This window comes from Thermosipho melanesiensis BI429 (genome assembly GCF_000016905.1).
Lineage (GTDB): Bacteria > Thermotogota > Thermotogae > Thermotogales > Fervidobacteriaceae > Thermosipho > Thermosipho melanesiensis.
Genome location: NC_009616.1, coordinates 1678640 through 1697371, shown reverse-complemented (window position 1 = coordinate 1697371; position 18732 = coordinate 1678640). Strand labels below are relative to the sequence as shown.

The window sequence follows — 18732 nt, the reverse complement described above, 5'->3', positions numbered from 1 at the left end:
GACTATCCTAATTTATACCCGTTAAGTATTGGTAGTGGGACTTTGTAAGTAGTTCTACAAGTCGTTGTAGATAGAAATAAGAAGTCGCATTTTCTTGGCATAGTGTGATATGTGCTAGTTTACGATGTTTGCGAAAAACTATTTATTAAAAATCTAGTTGCAAATGAAATAATCAATATTTAAAATGGCGTACAAGTCAAAATATATTCTATTATTTTTCGTAAAACGAACCACTTTTTATTTTCAAAAATAAGACTATTTTAAAATATAAAAATATATAAGATATATAGCATAAAAAAGAACAAGCTCTTAAAATCTAAAATAAAAAGAACACCTTTGAAGTTGCATAAATAAAAAGTTTATGGAGATTTGTTTTTGCAAGAAAGAGAATTTTGGCTATTTTTACTTAAAAAATACATGTTTTATTAAAAAAGATAAAATTTTTGAGTTAATCAAATTTTCGATAAATTTTTGAAAATTAGTATTTTTTGTTTAAAAAAATTCCTTTTTATATAATGCAATATAATGTACCTTATATTGCAATTAGTAAAAATGAATATTTTAAGAATAAATAGCTTTGAATTTAGCATCAAAAAGCTTATAATTGTTTTTGAAAGGAGGAAAAATATGGAATATTTTGAAGAGTTTCTAAATAAATATAAAGTTATCGATTTACTTAAAACATTAGATATTCCTGCATATATCGTTGATAGGAATAGAATCATAAAATTTTGGAACAAATCAGCGGAAAAACTTATAGGATATAGTCCTGAAGAAGTAATTGGAAAATCATGTGCTGATAATGTTTTAAAACACATTGATAGAAATGAAATAGTTGTGTGTCACACGGATTTGTGTCCACTTAGCATGTCTATGAAAAATGAAAAATATTTTAGAGTTCCATTTGCTGTATATTCTTTAACTAAAAAAGGAGACAGAATACCAGTAAGTGTATATGCAATTCCAATAAAAGATGATTTTGGAAAAGTTATTGGTGCAATTGAAATGTTTGAGGATGCAACAATTTCAGACGAAGAACTCACCAGAGCTTTTGAAATTCAACAAGCACTTCTGCCAAAAAAAGACGAAGTAGTTGATTTTGTTTATTATCCATCAAATGTTTTGGGAGGAGACTTAATATACTACAAAAAGTCATGGATTATGTTAATAGACATTAGTGGTCATGGACTTGCAGCAGCATTACTCTCCACTTCAATCAAGCTTATGATAGATTCAATTCTTGAAAATAATGACATTACACTTGATGAACTTCCAGTGATTTTAGAAAAAGAAGCTATTCGCATATGCGACCAGAATTACTTTACAGCTATAATAGGAAAACTCGAAAGTAATAAAATAAAAGTAGTAAGTTGTGGGCATCCAAATCCAATAATTTTTGATGGCAACAACGCCAAAATTATCGATGTGGCTCGTACATTCCCAATAGGTATGGGATTTTTAGATTCCAAAGTTAAACCCACTGTGTTAGACCTTGTTAATAACAAAATTTTGTTTTATTCAGATGGAATAACTGAATTAAAAATTTCTAAAAATGAGATGCTTGCATCAAATGGACTTGCAAGGCTATTTGAAAAAACACAGGATTTAAGAAAAGTATATGAACAAGCCATGAAAAACAATGTTGATGTTTACCAAAAAGATGATATAAGCATGATATTAATAAAACAATAGTTGTAGTGAAGAACCTCTCAATGTTTTAATAACTTTAATAACTTAATTGTGTAAAAATATGATACCTCTATTAAAAATTTCTCTTAAAATCCTTTACACATGCGTTTGAAATTATCACATAACAAATTATATATCACATTGTATTTAACAGGCCTTATATTCGATTTTAAAACGTAATTTGCTATGCGAACTATTTAAATTCAAGCCTGAAATGGTTTATTTTTTCTATGATATAATTTATCATGTTAATACCAAATAAGATTTCAAAGGTGGATTATGTAAACACATGAAAAAACTTGAGCAGTTGAAAAAGGAATTAGAAAAATATATTAATAATGAAAAAGCTAAATTTCTTCCTAAATTTTTTCAAGCTTACCCTGGGGGTTATGGTGAGGGTGATCGTTTTTTAGGTATTCAAGTTCCTAACCAAAGAAAAGTAGCAAAAAAGTTTCGAGATCTTACATTTGAAGAAGTTGAAAAACTTTTACACTCAGAATACCACGAGCATCGTCTAACTGCGATCTTCATTCTCATACATAAATTCAAAGAAAACCCTGAAAAAGTTGTCGAGATATACCTTCGAAATATTGATAAAATAAACAACTGGGACTTAGTTGATTCATCAGCTCCACATATTTTAGGACAATACTTAGAAAACAAAGACAGAAACATTTTATATGAATTTGCAAAATCAAAGAACCTTTGGAAACAAAGAATAGCAATTATATCTACTCATTATTTTATTAAACAAAATGATTTCAATGATGCTATTAATATTGCAGAAATTTTGGTTAATCATAAACACGATCTAATACACAAAGCGGTTGGCTGGACATTAAGAAAAATTGGAGACAAAAACAAAGAATTAGAGCTACAATTTTTAAAGAAACATCACAAAGTTATGCCAAGAACAATGTTGCGATATGCTATTGAAAAATTTCCCGAAGAAGAGCGAAAAAATCTTTTAAAAGGAGTTTTTCAAGAAAAGGGGGTTCAAAAATGAATAAATTGGCAATAATATGGGCAACAGCTGAAAAAGGTATATTCGATGAATTGATATTTCCATATGCGTACAATAGCAGAAAGCAAAATTGGTGGGATGAGGTTATTCTTGTCATTTGGGGACCTTCAGAAATCCTTGTTGCTAATGATGATTCAATAAAAGCCAAACTTCAAAACTTAAAAAATACAGGAGTAAAAATTTTGGCCTGTAAATGGTGCGCAGATAATCATAAAATAAGTAGTAATTTGACTGAAATTGCAGAAGTAATTTATGTTGGGCAACCGGTGACACATTATCTTCAAAATAATTATAAGGTGTTGACATTCTAACGTTCTGACTTAACATATAATCATACATCATAGATATATTGGAATTGGATATATTAAGATGTTTATGTATTTTATATTTGTGAAAAAATACACATTATGTTTCCTGATATTAACTTCTAAGAAACCATTGTATGCAGAAATCATGTTATATTATATGTGAAGAAATTCACATTATAACAGGAGGTGAGCATCATGATAGAAAACAAAATAGATATTTATAATGTTTTTGAACTTAGAAGTAAAACTACGTGTTACTTTGGTGTTGGAGCCATTAACAAAATCAAAGAAATTTCAGATGCATTGAAAGGGTTAGGAATTAACAAAGTTATTGTTATTACTGACGAAATTGCTTACAAAGTTACAGGTGCCTGGGAAGCTATTGAACCTGTATTTGTGGAAAAGGGAATTGACTATATTATTTATACAAAAGTTACTCCAAATCCAACTGTTGAACAAATAGATGAAGCAACCAAAATAGGTAAAGAATTTGGAGCCACTGCAGTGATTGGCATTGGAGGAGGAAGTCCAATAGATGTAGCAAAAAGCGTAGCAATACTTATTGAATATAAAGATAAAAATGCTACAGAACTTTATGAACAAAAATTTATACCAGAAAAAGCAGTTCCCATAATTGCAATCAACACAACTCACGGAACTGGTACAGAAGTTGATAGATTTGCTGTAGCTTCAATATTAGACAAACATTATAAACCAGCTATTGCATATGATTGTATTTATCCCATGTTCGCAATTGACGATCCTCAGTTGATGAAAACATTGCCATATAATCAAACAAAATTTACTTCTATAGATGCAATCAATCATGTAACTGAAGCTGCAACAACTTTAGTTGCAAGTCCATATTCGATTCTCCTTGCAAAAGAAACAATAAGACTTATAACTAAATATCTTCCTCAGGCACTTGCGCATCCTGATGACCTTTTTGCCAGATATTAACTAATTATATTGCATATAAAAATTTCAGAGAAAAAATCTTGAAAAAGAGCATTTTGAGCTTTTAAAAAAACTTTATTTTATCAGCTTTTCTGACACTTGGCGTTTTAAATGCCTTTTTGAAGCTTTTTGTTCCCTCTTTGTGCTTAATAATATATACTGTCATTCTTGAAGGGGTTTATAATCGATTTTAAAGCGTATTTCGTTTTACGTACTATTTTTACTGGTGTTTTTTGGATTTTTTAAATAATTAAGCAGGAATTTGTTGGGATTTAATGTTTGGAACCATATTTCGGAATCGATTCCAAAAACTTACAAATAAATTTTTTAGAAAAGAAATAGCACAAAGTTATTTATTGATTGTTGTAAACGTTTTCATAATGATCCATGTCATAAAATATTTGATAAGTTAATTTAGAGAGCTTTAAAGAAATTTCTATTTGGACTTTTGTATTTACTAAAACAGAAAGAAGTTTTTTGCGTTCGAGGTCAGAATATTCATGTGGCAAATAGTAACCTAAAGTTACATGTGGAATATACATTTCTTTTTGTTCTATTATGCTATCAAACAGTTTTCTTATGTTGAATAGTGTGTTTATTTTTTCATCAACTGGTGCAAACATAATTCCAATAGCAGAGCCACCATTATACAGTCCTATGCTTTTCATTTTTATGACGTCGTGTTTTGGGAGTTTTTTAAATATAGATGGTATTATCTTTTTATTTTTTTCTATACAACCTTGTATATCATTTGTAGTGGTGAAATTGCAAAGATCATGAAGTGTCATGTGAAAATATTGCATGCTCAGTGGACGTGCTAAAAGATTGTGAAGTTTTGAATAAAGAGCTTTTTGAACATTACTTACTTTTTCAATATCACTTTTATCAAGTGTAAATACTATTGTGTCTCCTTCAAATTTTTTATAGTTCCCATTTTCGTCTACTTTTTCAAACAATTCTTTTTTTGGGTTCCACTCTTTTTCAAGCAATCTAAAGCTTTCTTCGCGATATTCTTTTAAATTGTTTATATATTTTGATAAATTCATTATATCACCTCCTGGTAAGTTTTTTTTATTCATAAAAAATAATAACATATAATTCGAAATATTTTAAATTAATCTAATTTTGTAAACGCTTACATTTTATGATAATATTACCACGGACGATTATTTTTCTGGCATTCTGAGTTTTATTCTAAAAAGGAGGTGGGGTTATGCGTAAGGTACTTATTGCATTGTTTATTTTAACGATTGTTTTTGCTTTTAGTGTAGAAACGTTGGTTGTTACTTCAAGGCTTTGGACACCGCCAACAGAAAAGGAGTTTATTATCAACGAGATCATTAAACCATTTGAGGAAATGTACAACGTAAAAGTTGTATTCCAGACAATGGATGATGAGTCTATTTTAAAACAAGTAGCTGTTCAGGAGCAGACAGGAAAAATTACAACAGATGTTGTAATAGTTTATGCTTCAAAAATGCCAGAATGGGTTGAAAAAGGTTATGTAGTCGATCTTACTCCATATGTTTCTAAATGAACAGATAGAACTTTCTCAAAAGGTTTTGACACAATGACAGTATTTGATGGAAAGAGGTATTTCTTACCAGTTGGCGCAGATGTTTATTTAACATTAATCAACAAAAAAGCTTTACAATATAAACCAGAAGATGTAGACATAGAAAATATTACATGGGAGCAGTTAGCTGAGTGGGCAAATCTTGTAGCTCAAGGTGAGGGCGAAGGTAAATTCGCTGTTACAGGTGTTCCGATGAAATCTCTTATTTACCAAATTGGTGCAATAACATTATCTTATGGGGGCAACTGGCCAAATCTTGATAATCCTGGAGCTGTTGCAGCATGGTATCTTGTTTATAAGATGAAAGATGCATTTGCTCCAGCGGTTCAAACATATGATGATACAAGACCACCTATGAAAAGAGAAGAAACATGGATGACAGTTGCTCATTCTGCTCGTGTGGGAGAAGTGTACAAGAGCAATCCAACACAGTTTATCATTGCTCCTGCACCAAAAGGACCAGCTGGAAGAGGTTCAGTTGCCGGAACAAGTGGACTTGCCATTGTCAAAGGTACAAAACACTTTGACCTTGCTCTTAAGTTCCTTGAATACATGACAAGACCAGATATAATTTTGAAATCACACAAGGGTACTGGAGGATTTATCCCACCTGTTGATGAAGCAATTAACTATCTTGGTGATGATATAGAAGATCAAGTTGTAAAGAATGCTATTAAAGTATTAAAAGAAGGTGTCTTGTCTTATATCGCACCTACATGGAAAGATTGGGGACAGGTGAAACTTGTTTATGATGAAATATTCAAGAAAATGATTCTTCAAGATAAAAGATTCGAGCCTGATCTTCTTGAATTCTACCAGATAAAAATTAACAGCCTCAAAAAATAATAAATTTTAAGGGGGCGTTGCCCCCTTTATTTTAAAAAGAGAAGAGCAATTATAAATAGAGGTGGTGACTGCCTTTGAATAATGCGGAAACTAAAAAATGGATACCTTACATTTTGATTGCTCCAACTATCATTTATTATATAATCTTCTGGCTTAGGCCTGTTATTTCAGCAGTAGTTTACAGTTTTTTTGATGAAAGTAATATATTTACTTTGAATAATTATTTAACTATATTTAGAGATCCTAACTTTAAAAAAGCTGTTATAAATACAGCGATTTTTGTTGTCATTTCAGTTACACTTGAATTTTTGGTGGCGCTGGGTCTTGCGCTGATTATAAACAAAAAATTTAAAGGTGCTCAGTTGTTATTGTCAATTGCGTTAATTCCTATGGCGCTTCCTGCAGTCGCCGTAGGTGCTATGTGGTCAAGTGGTTTTGCAACGTATGGTTGGGTAAATAGTCTGCTTTATCATTTAGGGCTTATATCTGCTGATAATAAAATAGTTTTTCTTGCAGGAAGTGATTTTCAGTCGTTGATGCTTATAATTCTTATTGATGCGTGGCAAGTTATTCCTTTTATGATGGTTATTCTTCTTGCTGGACTTCAAGGTCTTTCGAAAGAAGCAATTGAAGCTGGATATATATTCGGTGGAACAAAATTTACAGTACTTAGAAAAATAACCTTGCCTATGCTCAAGCCGAGTATTCAAACAGCACTGATATTAAGAATTATTTCAGCTATTCAGGTTTGGTTAATAATAGTTATGATATTTGGTTATAGAAGAATTCCTGTTCTTCTTGAAGAGGTAGTATTTTATGAAGAGCAATTATTAGGATTTTATCGAGTGGCGTTAGCTTACTCTGTTATAGTTTCGATAATTGTATCTATTGTTTCTGTGATTTATTTAAAAGTGTCTGGTGCATTTGAGAAGGGGGAACAATAATGAAAGTTGCAAAGATAATAAAGCAAACACTTTTTTATATAGTTGTTGCTAGTATTGTGTTGGTGATTCTTACGCCAATTTATTTTCTTGTAACTATCTCCTTTATGTCTGATCAAGAAGCATATGACTGGCCTACTCAAATGATTCCGAGCTTTTTTAATAAGTTTAAGTTGGAAATGATAGACAACGAATTTTTAATAAGTGTGTACAGTGCTGCAAAAAAAAGTTATGTTACTATAAAACAGTCTTCGAGTTTTGAAGATATCCAAAAATTTGTACGTAACAAAACTAATTCAACAATAAAAAAGGAGTTATTTGAGGCTCAAGTAAAAAAGTTAAAACAATTAATTTTGGAAAACAAAGATAAAATTGAATTATTAAGAAGCGAAAGGGACAAAATAAAAAGGCAAATTAATAGATTAACTGTTGAAACGGTGAGACTTAAAAGTCAGTTGGAAATAGCTGAAAAAGCTAATATGCAAGAATTTATAGATATGATTAAAAAACAGATAGAAAGTAATGAACAGAAAAAAAGTGAGTTTGAAAAAGATTTAGAAAAGGTAATAAAAGAGTTAGATGAAATTGGAGCTGTTCATTTTAATGTAGCCAAAAATATTTTTGATAATTATATAAATTTTTTCAGAGTTACAAGTGATGCTTTACCTGCTTTAATTAGAAGTATAGAGGTTGCAATTTTAACTGTTGTTATTTCGCTTAGTATAGGAGGAATGGCAGGTTATGCATTTGCGAGATATTCTTTCAGAGGGAAAAATTTATTGAAATTAAGTGTTCTTTTTGTAAGAATGTTTCCAGGAATTTCAATAGCAATGCCTATGGTTATAATACTTATAAATATGGGATTTTACGATAAACCAATAGGATTATCTTTGGTGTATTCTGTTGGCCAAATTGGTATGACAGTCTGGATAACTGCAAGCATATTTATGGGAATTCCTGTAGAATTAGAGGAAGCAGCTATGATATTTGGAACTACAAGACGTGGCGCGTTTTTTAAGGTAACATTGCCTCTTGCATTACCTGGACTTGCTGCAAGTGCAATGTATGCTTTCATTGGAAGTTGGGCTGAAACTGCCCAGGCAATAGTTTTGACACAATTTAACCCAACGTTTCCAGTTGTGGTATATCAAACGCTTGTTGGTGCAAAAGGTTTAATTAACCTTACAGCTGCAGGTGGTGTGGCGTTAGCGTTACCTGCTGTAGTATTTACTATGATAATAAGAAAATATATTCTTCAAATGTGGGGCGGAGTACGTGTTTAATCTCAAATAATGTTAAAAAATAATGATAAAAGGAGCGGTGAAATATGGCGACACTTGAGCTTATAAATCTTTCAAAAAGATACGGTAAAAAAGTATGGGGAGCAAAAGATGTTAATTTGAAAGTTAACGATGGAGAGTTTATAGTTCTTTTAGGCCCTTCTGGATGTGGAAAAACAACAACGTTAAGGATGATTGCAGGGTTGGAAGAAGTAACAGAAGGAAGGATTTTGATTGACAACCAGGATGTAACTTATTTAGAACCGCGAAAAAGGGAAGTTAGTATGGTGTTTCAAAGTTATGCTGTGTGGCCGCATATGACGGTTTATGAAAATATAGCATTTCCTTTGAAACTCAGAAAATTGCCTGAAAATGAGATTGATGAAACTGTTCACGAAGTCTCACAAATGGTTAAAATAGAAGAATATTTAAGTAGGTATCCATCTCAACTTTCTGGAGGGCAAAGACAAAGAGTTGCTCTTGCAAGAGCGCTTGCTGTAAAACCTAAAATCTTTCTTATGGACGAACCTTTGTCTAATCTTGATGCGAAATTGAGAGTAAAAATGCGGACAGAACTTAAGGCTATTCATCATAAAACAGGTGCTACTACAATATTTGTTACGCATGATCAATCTGAAGCAATGTCTATGGCAGATAGAATTGTTGTTATGAAAGATGGTCACATTGAACAAGTAGGAACACCAGATGATGTTTATTTCAATAGTGCGAATGTTTTTGTTGCTGGTTTTATCGGAACACCACCAACTAACTTTTTTGAAATGGAGGTAGTTCAAAAAAATCAAAAATTATATTTAGAAAATCGGTACATTTCAATACCTGTTATTGAAAAATTAAACAAGATTATTGAAAAATATGGTAAGTCTCATTTGATTGTTGGAATAAGACCAGAGAATTTAAAGATCACAGATAATAAGTCTGAAGCAATTTTCACAGAAAAAATATTAGTTGTTGAACCACAAGGTTCTCACCAGATAATAGCTATTGAACTTGGTGAGCAAATTGTAAAAATTGTATCGCCTGCTTTTCCAAAATATAATGCTGATGAAGTAATTCACGTAACACTCGATTATGAACGTATAATGTTATTTGATATTGATACTAAAAAAAGATTGGAGATGAGCTTATGAACATTGCACTTGTGCATTATCGAGCAGGGCTAATGGATGGTGTTTCACTTGAGATGGAAAAATGGAAAAAAGTATTAAACAAACTCGGACACAATGTTGATATAGTGGCCGGGAACAATGAAAAAGGAGTAGATATACAGATTCAATCTATAGGTTTCGAAAATCCAAAGTATGAGATTATCAATAGAAATGCGTTTGAAAAACTTGAAAATTTTACACCAGACGAATTAATTAATGAAATATTTAAAGAGAGCGAAAAAATATACATTGACATTGAACCAATCTTTGAAAAATACGATGTGATAATCCCAAATAATATTTGGTCAATTGGAGCGTTTTTACCGTCTGCTATAGCCTTTACTAAGTATGCAAAAAACAACGCAAATAAAGTTTTTATAGGACATCATCATGATTTTTGGTGGGAAAGGAAATATTTTTTAAATGCTACTACTTCAAAGATTATAGAACTCCTTAAAGAATATTGTCCTCCAACAGCTGAAAATATAAAACATCTTGTTATAAACACTTTTGCAAAACATGCGCTATTTTCAAGGAAAAAGGTTGATTCTGTAGTTGTTCCAAATGTCATGGATTTTGAAGCCCCGGCTTTTGTCAAAAAGGAAACTAATTTAAAAATAAGGGAAAGTTATAATATTTCAACGGGAGCTATTGTACTATTACAAGCTACAAGAATTACTGAAAGAAAAGCTATAGAATTAGCTATAGATCTCATATCAAACATGCAAAAAAAGGCAAAGAATTATGTTGGGAAGTTACTTTATAACGGTGAAAAATTTACAGGAGAAATAGTTCTTGCTTTTTCTGGAATGTGTGAAGATGATATGTACAAATATAAACTTTTAGATAAAGCTTTTAAATATGGAATTAGAACCATAGATTTATATCCAAATGTAGAAAATAAGGTATGGAGCTTTTGGGATCTTTACAGCATTGCAGACGCGATAACCTATCCATCTATTCTTGAAGGATGGGGTAATCAGCTCTTAGAGGCTATTGTAGCAAAAAAACCTATAGTACTTTTCGAATACGAAGTTTTTGAAAAAGATATAAAGCCATCTGGTATTGAATATGTAAGTCTTGGAAACAGTTATAAATTGTTAGAAAATATTGTAAAGGTAGAAGAAGATATTATAGAAAAAGCAGCAGATAAACTTTTCAAAATATTATTTGACAAAGAATCTTATGAATATACAGTAAATAAAAATTTTGAGATAGGGAAAAAGTATTACAGTCTTGAAAGCCTGGAAAAAATTATTAAAAATATTCTTTGATAAACAACTAAGATAAGCAACTAAAAAATAAAATAGAATAAGAGTAACTCTTGGGGGCAAGTGCCCCCTACTATTTTTTATTTCGACATAATTTTGTTATATCTTTCAATAAAATCTTGTACTTCTAGAATACTGAAATTTCTTGAGAATCTTTTCAGTTCAATGCCTTTTTCAAGGAAAACTATAGTTGGTACTGTAAATATTAATTTTTGTCCTGCAACTTCTGGGTTCTTGACAACGTCAATAACCTCCAAATTTACATCATATTGTTTTGCAATATTTCCGATTTTTGGAAAGATGGCTTTGCAAACAGAGCAAGTATCGTTTTTAAAATACAGTATTTTCATGAGAACACCTCCTGAAATATTTTTTCTAATGTTGACATATTATATCCATTTTAACAGATTGAATATAATTACGTGTTGAAAATTTGTAAAGATTTGTTTGTTTGTCTATTTTTGAGAAATTTTGGTATATGTTTTGTAAATGTTACACAAGAAATATTTTAGTTGTATCAAAAGTGGTATTATATAGTATATAGCACACACTTAATTAGAGAAAAACAACCGAATACATTACAATTGGGAGATGATGTAATGCAGCTTGATAGTGTATTTACACTCTTGATTGTTGCGATAGCGTATGGATTTATAATCTTTGGAAGGAAAAACAAAGCAGCAATTACTTTTGGTTTGGCTCTTGTAATTGCTGCTTTTAAGTTTGTAAGAGGTATAGAATTTGAAAATATAAGCCGTATTGTTGATTTTGATACATTGAGTTTATTAACTGGAATGATGATAATTGTAGCTTTTCTTAGTAAATCTGGTTTTTTTGAATTTTTTTCTATTAGAGTGGTAAAAATTGGTGGAAAAAGATTTTATCTTACGCTTAGTTTTTTAATGATAATCGTAGCTTTAACATCTGCGTTTTTAGATAATGTTGTAACTATACTTGTTATGACACCTATGATTTTTCTTATATCTGATATACTTCAGCTTAGTCCAATACCGCTTGTAATGTTGACTCTGGCTATGGATAACATTGGAGGAGCAGGAACGCTTATTGGAAGTCCATTGAATCTTGTTATAGGTTCTATAAGTGGATATTCATTTAATGATTTTATTGTTAAAATGGGACCTGTGGCTATTTTCGCTTTTGTCGGAGTTTTAATGTATTATAAAAGACGTATAAAAGTCAATCAGAAACTTTTAGAGCATATTGAAAAGTTAAAAGAGATTGATGAAAAAAAAGCTATTACTGATTCAAAGATGATGGTCACTTCTGTTGTAGTATTTTTAATTACAGTCGTTTTATTCATGTTACACAGCATCTTAAATGTAGAATTAGGAGTTATTGCCTTACTTGGAGGAACATTCTTAATAATTGTTTTTAGTGATGGTTACGAAAGTGTGGCAGAACATATCGATTGGGACATGTTGTTTTTCTTTGCAGGGTTATATATAATGTCGTATGCACTTGAAGAAATAGGTGTAACTCAAATGATTGCTAACACTTTATTACCATTAAAGTCTATGCCTATTTTGAGTATGATGATAATTTACGGATTGGCTATCTTAACTGTTCCAATTTTAAATAATGTTCCGGCGGCTCTTATAATTGCTCCTGTAATAAAAATCCTTGTAGCCAGTGGTTTTTCACAAAGTCTCTGGTGGACCTTTGCTATCGGGGCCAACTTTGTAACCAATTTAACACCACTTGGTGCAGTCCAGAATATAGTGGCTGTCAATATGCTAGAAAAGCAAATACACCGAAAGTTTGGTTTTATTGAATTTGTAAGGTGGATGATTACACCTGTATTGATTTCTCTTGTAATAGGCTTTATTTACAATATATTTATTTAAACAAACTATATTATTTATAAACAAACCACCCATTACTGGGTGGTTTGTTTTAGACTTTTTAAATTTTTCTATTTTGAAATGGATGTAAGAGAATCTCTGTATATTTGAGTAATCACTTCTTTTGTAGCTTTTATTGGTGCCATACTAAGAAGCAATCCAAGCGAAGGCGTATTCAGCGCAAGGTCAACTAAGCGTGGAATATCACTTTCCTTGAAACCTATATCTTCTAACTTCTCTGTTATTCCCAATGTGAATAACCATTTCTCTATACCAGCTGCTATTTTCTCTGCTTCACCTGGAATCCCTCTAAGATCAGGTACTATTGGTTTATAAATTTCTGCCAATACCTCTGATTGAGCTGGATAGATATGCTTTACTACAGCAGGTAACAATATTGCTAAACCTAATCCATGTGCCAGATCTGGTTTTATGGCGCTTAATGGATGCTCTAAAGCGTGGGTAAAATGAAGGAGTCCATTATCAAAAGATATACCTGCAATAGTTGAAGCATATAAGATATTATATTGCGAACACACCCTAAAAAAATATTTCCTTTTAACAAGGAAATAAAATGATATAATTATCCTTTTTATAAGGAAAATATGGCATATTTTTTGGAGGTGAATATCATGATTTTGGAGATTATGAAATTTTTTACTTTAATGAAAAAAATAAATGCGATCTTATAGCAAAAGTTGATAATCTTTTAAATACTTATCAGGTAACATGGACATTAAATGAAAAAATAAAAATAGAGAAATTGAGGGGATATTATCTGCATCTAAGCAATTAAATATAGAGAACCTATTTATACTTACATATGACCAAGAAGACTCAATAGAAATAAATGATACAAAAATAAAAATAATTCCTGTTTGAAAATGGCTTCCATTATAATCTTTCCTTTTAAAAAGGAAATATATCCGAAAATTATCCTTATCAGAAGGAAAAAAGAGTATTGATAAAGTCATCATGAAATTACCCGTTTATTATCAACCTTTCTTTTAATCCATGGATTGTTTCAGAAGATTTTATTTCAACTATAATCTTTTCATCAGGAATGTTTCTGGGCTTTGTAAATCTGATATCTAATTGATGTACTCTTTAATTAAAGGCACAAGAAATTCAACTTTATCTATAAATTCAATTATTTTATTTCTCGTTTCTTTTCGCCAAAGACCATTCCAGATTATTTTTTCTTTTCCTTTGGAAAGTAATTCTGGATCACATATTCTATAGTTTCCGCCGAAGGTTTCTATCAAATGTTCTTTCATACGTTGCCAAAATGTTCTTCCTGTTTCACCAATATAGTCAACTAGATACCCATTTTCATATTTTACTGTCCAAAGATAAATACCATAGTCTTTTGATATATCTGAGTCAAATAAAAGTTCTTCGTTTTTGCCATACAATTTATACGGTCCATAAAATGTAAGTTTAATTTTCATATTAATTACCTCTATATTTTGAATTTCCACCTTTTTTTAACATTAAATAATGTAAAAGCATTGTTAGAAAGTCGATTTAAAAATTGTCCAACAACTTTAGGTAAGTTTTTAGTATTGTTTATCCAAGTTGAACCTGAATACCTTTCTGCAAAAACAGCATGTCCAGTACCAAGCACTTATCTTTCTGGAATCTAAATGTTTATTCATTAAATAAAATGCAGTCGATAAGGTTACCAAAGAATTATAAGTAAGTCATTTTTCAACATCACCAATACTAAATCTATTTATTTGAATTAATGTGAAATTGCTATCTGGGTAAATGCCTTATTTTTATTCCCCACCAAGTTCTTTTAATACTTTTTCTATTTTGTTCTTCAGTTCTGGAAGTTCGATTTTTATGGTATTCCACACAAGCTCGTATTTTATGCCAAAGTAAAAATGTATGAGCTTGTCCCTAAAACCTGCCATTTCCTTCCAGGGTATATTAGGATACTTTTGTCTTATTTCATCTGGGATATGTTTTGTTGCTTCTCCAATTATTTCAAACTTTCTTATTACAGCACTTGAGGTCTTATCGTCTCTCTTAAACTTCTCAAAATTCATCCCTTCCACAAATTTTTCAATTGCAAGTATTGCATCGAGGATATCATTGACATACAATTTAATGTCTCTTCTCATATGTTAACCACCTCTTGGTTTATTTTTTCTCTCAATTCTTTCCTTACTGCATCCTGAGGGACAATATCCACGTCAATACCGAGTTTTTCCTGCAAAAAAATGGAAAGTCCTATGAAATCAAAAAGAGTTGCATTTTTATGAAATTTAACGAGAATATCTACATCACTTGTTTCTTTCTGTTCTCCTCTTGCGAAAGAACCGAATATTCCCAATATTTCTACTTTGTATTTCTGTTCAATTTCCTTTTTCAAATCCTTTATTATGCTAATAATTTCATTCAAAGTTTTCATTCAAACAACCTCCTTTGTGTGGTTGTATTCTTTTTTAGGCTGTGTTACCGTTCTTTGATTGATTTTTATCAAAAATTGTTCCACCACTTCGTTGTCTGGTTCATACCGCTTAACTTCTCTGTAGTATCAGCCAATAGTTCAACTAAAAGCTCATCTGGTTCTGTTATTATTTTTTCCACGCTTTTGGAAGTGTCTCTTTTATCAAATATTGTTTTTATCTACTCCTATATTTCAATAGTGTAAAATTTCCTCTGTCTCCAACTTCTTTCACGCAAGGGTAAATAAAACCACCAACTAATCCCATTGGTCAGAATTGCAAATTTTACTCCTTCTTAAAAAGAATAATTTAGAAGTTGTTCCTGGTGTTTTTCCAAATCTTTATTGTTTTTATTAACCTCAATAAGTACCTTGTTTCTACCATTATGTCTAAAGAACATAATCAACCTTTCGTACTAAAATTGTTATCAAATAATGTTATTTATTTTATTAACAAATTCATCAATACTTTTTACCCAAAAATCTTGATATCTTTCTGGACTACCAAAATTTCTATTGAACAAATATAAATTAAAAATTATCTTAAACTCATTTTTTTCAAAAATCTTTGGCTTATTATTTTCGTAAAATAATTTAATAAATCCATCAATTTTTCTATATCCATCTGCAAATTCAGTTGATTTTGGGTCTACAAAAGCAATAAGATACTTATTTTCTTTTTTAAACCAAAAAACAAAATCAGGATAAAATTTTTGTTCAATACCATTCTTATTTGTAAATAGAATGTAAATACCATCAATTCTTTGAACTATTTTACTAAATAGCCACCAATCAAATTGTTCAAAATAATTAGATTTTTTCTTTAATTCATTTACAAATTGTATTTCACTATTTTCATTAAGTATATTAGCTAATAAGCTTTTCACCACTTCTCTATCTAAGGCTTTTATTACTGGAATAAAGTAATGTTCCTTAATAAAATCTAATTCAATCTCATCTCTATCTTTACCTGTTATACTAACTTTTTCTTCGTAATGTTCACTATATACCTTTTCTATAGTTTCTTTAACTCTATTAATTTCCTCTTCCTTAGGTATTCTTATTTTTATTCCTTTGTAGTGAATTATAGGCTCTTCATTCTCTTTAACATCTGGAATTGTTTCAAATATTACATAGTTATTTATAAATCTGATTATATCTTTAATACAATCGTGCCAACCCAACCTTTTTTTATTTTCGCTTTTATCGAAAAACTTTTCTTCATTTTCTTTTTTAAACATTCCTCTTAAAAGTTTTATCTTTTCTAATGGTTCATCTTCATTTGAAAAATAAAAGAAATACAATAATTCATCAGAAATGTTTTCAAGTACATTTTTTGTATCCTGGAAATCTGAGCAGTTAATATTGTATTTCTGAATGTCTTCATTTTTCAATTTTTCAATATCTACAACTCTTTTAACTTTTTTATATGCAGGTACAAATAATTTATGTCCATCAATTCTATCAATATTTTTCTTTAGTTCTATTTTTATACCAGAATTTTTAATTATTTCTTTTGTACTTTCTATAATTTGTTTGATTACTTTTGTTTTAGTTCCCCAAACGTATAAAGTTTCAATAGGCAATATAAAATTTCTGTATTTGCTATATGTTGCTGATATTCCTAATCTTTTTCTATCACCATTTTTAATAGGTTGAACTCTTAAGCCCCTTCCTACTGACTGTAAAACAAATTTTTTTGCTTCGTTGCCAGTTCCAATGTTAATAAAAACTATTATATTAGGCCTATTTGAATCCCATCCTTCATAGAACGCTCTTGAACCTAATAATATATTTATATATTCCTTTTCATCTAAATTTGAAAAATAATCTTCATCTACAAAAGTTTCTTGAACTCTTAATTCAAATTCATTAACCAAAGCATCAAATAATTTTTTTGCATCTCCTACCTTTATTAAAGCAAATGGTTTATCACTAGTCATAAGTTTTAATGCAAATTCTTTTTCGGATTTAGATTTAACTATTTCTATTTCTCCAGGAGTTTCAGAATTAAAAACCTCTTTTAATACATCTAATGGAGTTATATCTAATAGATAATTTGTCTCAATATTTGAACCAGAAAAATTTTCATTTTCATCAAAGGGATTAATAGGTTTGTTTTCAATAACACTATCTCTTGCCATTTTAAAAATTTCAGAATTTAGTATTTTTTCATAACTTTCTATAGAAGTAATTTCTTTTATTATTTTAAATAGTAATTTTAAATCAGAATCTTTGGTATTAACTGAATTTACTAAAAATACTGAAAGAGGAGAATGGTATTCCAAATTTAGTTCTTGCTTTCTTCTTAAATCCTTTGACTTCTTTTTCAAATATGTTAATAAAATTAAGGTTTTTAAAAGAATCATATATTTTTTATTTTCATTAAAATCATCTTTATTTTTATCTTTTATTTTCACGTTTTCATCAAAAATTCTAATCTCTTTTCCATAACCATTTTCGATAAAGGTAGAAAGGTTAAACTCATAAATTGTCGTTAAAATATCTCTCTCATCTGTAAATGTTGCAGAGAAATTGAATAAAAATCCATTTCTCGATAAAATTGAAAAATACTGTTGTGATTTACTAGATTCCTTACTTCCTTTATGAGCCTCATCCAAAATAACATACCAATTTCCACCATTATCGTAATTTTCATAATTGATTATTTTTTCTTTTTGAATATCAGAAATATTATCAGAGCGATAATAAAATATCGGAAATTCAAAAAAACTTTTATAATTAAGAACATTGTTAAAATTTTTTAATTCATACAATTTTAAAATCTTTCCACTTTGGGATTTATTAAACTCTTTAAAATGTAATTTAAATTGTTCAATCAGATCGTCTCTATATGTTAAAAAAAGAATATGTCTTTTAGGTATAAGATTTCTTTCCATATAAGTTATTAAAATATCAATTAGTTTTACAATAACCAGCGTTTTTCCGCTTCCAGTAGCCATCCAAAATCCCATTCTGTTTATAAAATTGCTATATGGTATTTTATCTCTTTCACCATAAAAATATCTATTCAAGATTTTCCAAATCTCATCTTCTGATTTTTTAATATCCATAATAGATGATATATCTAAATCAAAAGAATATTCTTCCAGTTCATTCCAAAGCTTTTGTTTATCTGCTTCTAAAACTTCATAATAATAGTATAAAGCTCTTATTGCATATTTTAAAGCTTCTAGTTGAAAATCCCATAATCTTTTTGCATCAGAAAATGACTCTAAATCTACTTCCCTCCAATCATATGGCAACTCTTCAAAAATCGGTACCTTTTCATCTATAAATGACATTAAAAGTGGGTAAATATTTGTACTTAAACTTTTAGTTTTACTTGCCATCTTT

The 18732-nt window shown here is 29.8% G+C and carries 17 protein-coding genes and 1 pseudogene; 11 read left to right on the top strand and 7 right to left on the bottom strand.

The window, feature by feature from the left end; genetic code table 11:
• Positions 1 to 525 precede the first annotated feature (525 nt).
• The 4 genes from TMEL_RS09975 to TMEL_RS08740 all read left to right on the top strand — a co-directional run bounded on the left by TMEL_RS09975 (position 526) and on the right by TMEL_RS08740 (position 3981).
• Positions 526 to 1692, top strand: coding sequence for a SpoIIE family protein phosphatase (locus tag TMEL_RS09975; RefSeq protein WP_238375210.1), 1167 nt, complete (start codon positions 526 to 528; stop codon positions 1690 to 1692).
• Positions 1693 to 1978: 286 nt separating this feature from the next.
• The gene (locus TMEL_RS08750; RefSeq protein ID WP_012057908.1) at positions 1979 to 2695 is read left to right on the top strand and encodes a DNA alkylation repair protein; all 717 of its coding nucleotides are present in this window, start codon (positions 1979 to 1981) and stop codon (positions 2693 to 2695) included.
• A complete protein-coding gene (locus TMEL_RS08745) occupies positions 2692 to 3024 on the top strand; it encodes a DsrE family protein (RefSeq protein WP_012057907.1) in 333 nt (110 codons plus the stop codon). Before TMEL_RS08750 ends, TMEL_RS08745 begins: the two co-directional genes overlap by 4 nt.
• A gap of 192 nt (positions 3025 to 3216) precedes the next feature.
• Positions 3217 to 3981, top strand: coding sequence for an iron-containing alcohol dehydrogenase (locus TMEL_RS08740; RefSeq protein ID WP_012057906.1), 765 nt, complete (start codon positions 3217 to 3219; stop codon positions 3979 to 3981).
• 350 nt (positions 3982 to 4331) lie between these two features.
• Here TMEL_RS08740 and TMEL_RS08735 read toward each other — a convergent pair whose 3' ends face one another.
• A complete protein-coding gene (locus tag TMEL_RS08735; RefSeq protein ID WP_012057905.1) occupies positions 4332 to 5024 on the bottom strand; it encodes a hypothetical protein in 693 nt (230 codons plus the stop codon).
• Between the two features lie 167 nt (positions 5025 to 5191).
• Here TMEL_RS08735 and TMEL_RS08730 point away from each other — a divergent pair.
• The 5 genes and pseudogenes from TMEL_RS08730 (at position 5192) to mggS (ending at position 11061) form a co-directional block, all read left to right on the top strand.
• A pseudogene (locus tag TMEL_RS08730) lies at positions 5192 to 6400 on the top strand (ABC transporter substrate-binding protein).
• A 74-nt stretch (positions 6401 to 6474) separates the two neighbouring features.
• Positions 6475 to 7344, top strand: a complete 870-nt coding sequence (locus TMEL_RS08725; RefSeq protein ID WP_012057902.1) for a carbohydrate ABC transporter permease — start codon at positions 6475 to 6477, stop codon at positions 7342 to 7344.
• Positions 7344 to 8624, top strand: coding sequence for a carbohydrate ABC transporter permease (locus tag TMEL_RS08720; RefSeq protein ID WP_012057901.1), 1281 nt, complete (start codon positions 7344 to 7346; stop codon positions 8622 to 8624). The genes TMEL_RS08725 and TMEL_RS08720 overlap by 1 nt, the downstream gene beginning before the upstream one ends.
• Before the next feature lie 44 nt (positions 8625 to 8668).
• Positions 8669 to 9769 (top strand): ABC transporter ATP-binding protein, encoded by a 1101-nt coding sequence (locus TMEL_RS08715; protein ID WP_012057900.1) that lies wholly within the window; start codon positions 8669 to 8671, stop codon positions 9767 to 9769.
• Entirely contained in the window at positions 9766 to 11061 is a 1296-nt protein-coding gene (gene mggS, locus TMEL_RS08710; RefSeq protein ID WP_012057899.1) for a mannosylglucosylglycerate synthase, read from the top strand. The genes TMEL_RS08715 and mggS overlap by 4 nt, the downstream gene beginning before the upstream one ends.
• Before the next feature lie 77 nt (positions 11062 to 11138).
• On the opposite strand, the gene TMEL_RS08705 is transcribed toward mggS, so the two are convergent.
• Complete coding sequence (locus TMEL_RS08705; RefSeq protein WP_012057898.1) at positions 11139 to 11408, bottom strand: thioredoxin family protein; 270 nt, start codon at positions 11406 to 11408, stop codon at positions 11139 to 11141.
• Between the two features lie 249 nt (positions 11409 to 11657).
• Here TMEL_RS08705 and TMEL_RS08700 point away from each other — a divergent pair, with 249 nt between their 5' ends.
• A complete protein-coding gene (locus tag TMEL_RS08700; RefSeq protein ID WP_012057897.1) occupies positions 11658 to 12923 on the top strand; it encodes an ArsB/NhaD family transporter in 1266 nt (421 codons plus the stop codon).
• A gap of 68 nt (positions 12924 to 12991) precedes the next feature.
• Here TMEL_RS08700 and TMEL_RS08695 read toward each other — a convergent pair whose 3' ends face one another.
• Together TMEL_RS08695 and TMEL_RS08690 are read right to left on the bottom strand one after the other, a co-directional pair.
• Positions 12992 to 13459 carry a dehydroquinate synthase/iron-containing alcohol dehydrogenase family protein gene (locus TMEL_RS08695; protein ID WP_231109739.1) on the bottom strand — a complete coding sequence of 156 codons (468 nt, stop codon included), beginning with the start codon at positions 13457 to 13459 and terminating at the stop codon, positions 12992 to 12994.
• A gap of 552 nt (positions 13460 to 14011) precedes the next feature.
• On the bottom strand, positions 14012 to 14371 hold the full coding sequence (locus TMEL_RS08690) for a hypothetical protein (RefSeq protein ID WP_012057896.1): 360 nt from the start codon (positions 14369 to 14371) through the stop codon (positions 14012 to 14014).
• Between the two features lie 18 nt (positions 14372 to 14389).
• Here TMEL_RS08690 and TMEL_RS10350 point away from each other — a divergent pair, with 18 nt between their 5' ends.
• Positions 14390 to 14566 carry a hypothetical protein gene (locus tag TMEL_RS10350; RefSeq protein ID WP_155760995.1) on the top strand — a complete coding sequence of 59 codons (177 nt, stop codon included), beginning with the start codon at positions 14390 to 14392 and terminating at the stop codon, positions 14564 to 14566.
• A gap of 135 nt (positions 14567 to 14701) precedes the next feature.
• On the opposite strand, the gene TMEL_RS08685 is transcribed toward TMEL_RS10350, so the two are convergent.
• From TMEL_RS08685 to TMEL_RS08675, 3 genes are all read right to left on the bottom strand, one after another.
• The gene (locus TMEL_RS08685; protein ID WP_012057895.1) at positions 14702 to 15049 is read right to left on the bottom strand and encodes a HepT-like ribonuclease domain-containing protein; all 348 of its coding nucleotides are present in this window, start codon (positions 15047 to 15049) and stop codon (positions 14702 to 14704) included.
• Positions 15046 to 15339: a nucleotidyltransferase family protein gene (locus TMEL_RS08680; RefSeq protein ID WP_012057894.1), complete on the bottom strand. Its 294-nt coding sequence runs from the start codon at positions 15337 to 15339 to the stop codon at positions 15046 to 15048. Before TMEL_RS08680 ends, TMEL_RS08685 begins: the two co-directional genes overlap by 4 nt.
• Positions 15340 to 15803: 464 nt before the next feature.
• Complete coding sequence (locus TMEL_RS08675; protein WP_012057893.1) at positions 15804 to 18728, bottom strand: DEAD/DEAH box helicase family protein; 2925 nt, start codon at positions 18726 to 18728, stop codon at positions 15804 to 15806.
• Positions 18729 to 18732: the final 4 nt, after the last annotated feature.

Coding starts and splice junctions, on each gene's coding strand:
- TMEL_RS08690 (WP_012057896.1), bottom strand. CDS start 14,371: ATGAAAATTAAACTTACATTTTATGGACCGTATAAATTGTATGGCAAA.
- TMEL_RS08735 (WP_012057905.1), bottom strand. CDS start 5,024: ATGAATTTATCAAAATATATAAACAATTTAAAAGAATATCGCGAAGAA.
- TMEL_RS09975 (WP_238375210.1), top strand. CDS start 526: ATGTACCTTATATTGCAATTAGTAAAAATGAATATTTTAAGAATAAAT.
- TMEL_RS08680 (WP_012057894.1), bottom strand. CDS start 15,339: ATGAAAACTTTGAATGAAATTATTAGCATAATAAAGGATTTGAAAAAG.
- TMEL_RS08685 (WP_012057895.1), bottom strand. CDS start 15,049: ATGAGAAGAGACATTAAATTGTATGTCAATGATATCCTCGATGCAATA.
- TMEL_RS08700 (WP_012057897.1), top strand. CDS start 11,658: ATGCAGCTTGATAGTGTATTTACACTCTTGATTGTTGCGATAGCGTAT.
- TMEL_RS08745 (WP_012057907.1), top strand. CDS start 2,692: ATGAATAAATTGGCAATAATATGGGCAACAGCTGAAAAAGGTATATTC.
- TMEL_RS08750 (WP_012057908.1), top strand. CDS start 1,979: ATGAAAAAACTTGAGCAGTTGAAAAAGGAATTAGAAAAATATATTAAT.
- TMEL_RS08720 (WP_012057901.1), top strand. CDS start 7,344: ATGAAAGTTGCAAAGATAATAAAGCAAACACTTTTTTATATAGTTGTT.
- TMEL_RS08740 (WP_012057906.1), top strand. CDS start 3,217: ATGATAGAAAACAAAATAGATATTTATAATGTTTTTGAACTTAGAAGT.
- mggS (WP_012057899.1), top strand. CDS start 9,766: ATGAACATTGCACTTGTGCATTATCGAGCAGGGCTAATGGATGGTGTT.
- TMEL_RS08675 (WP_012057893.1), bottom strand. CDS start 18,728: ATGGCAAGTAAAACTAAAAGTTTAAGTACAAATATTTACCCACTTTTA.
- TMEL_RS08705 (WP_012057898.1), bottom strand. CDS start 11,408: ATGAAAATACTGTATTTTAAAAACGATACTTGCTCTGTTTGCAAAGCC.
- TMEL_RS08715 (WP_012057900.1), top strand. CDS start 8,669: ATGGCGACACTTGAGCTTATAAATCTTTCAAAAAGATACGGTAAAAAA.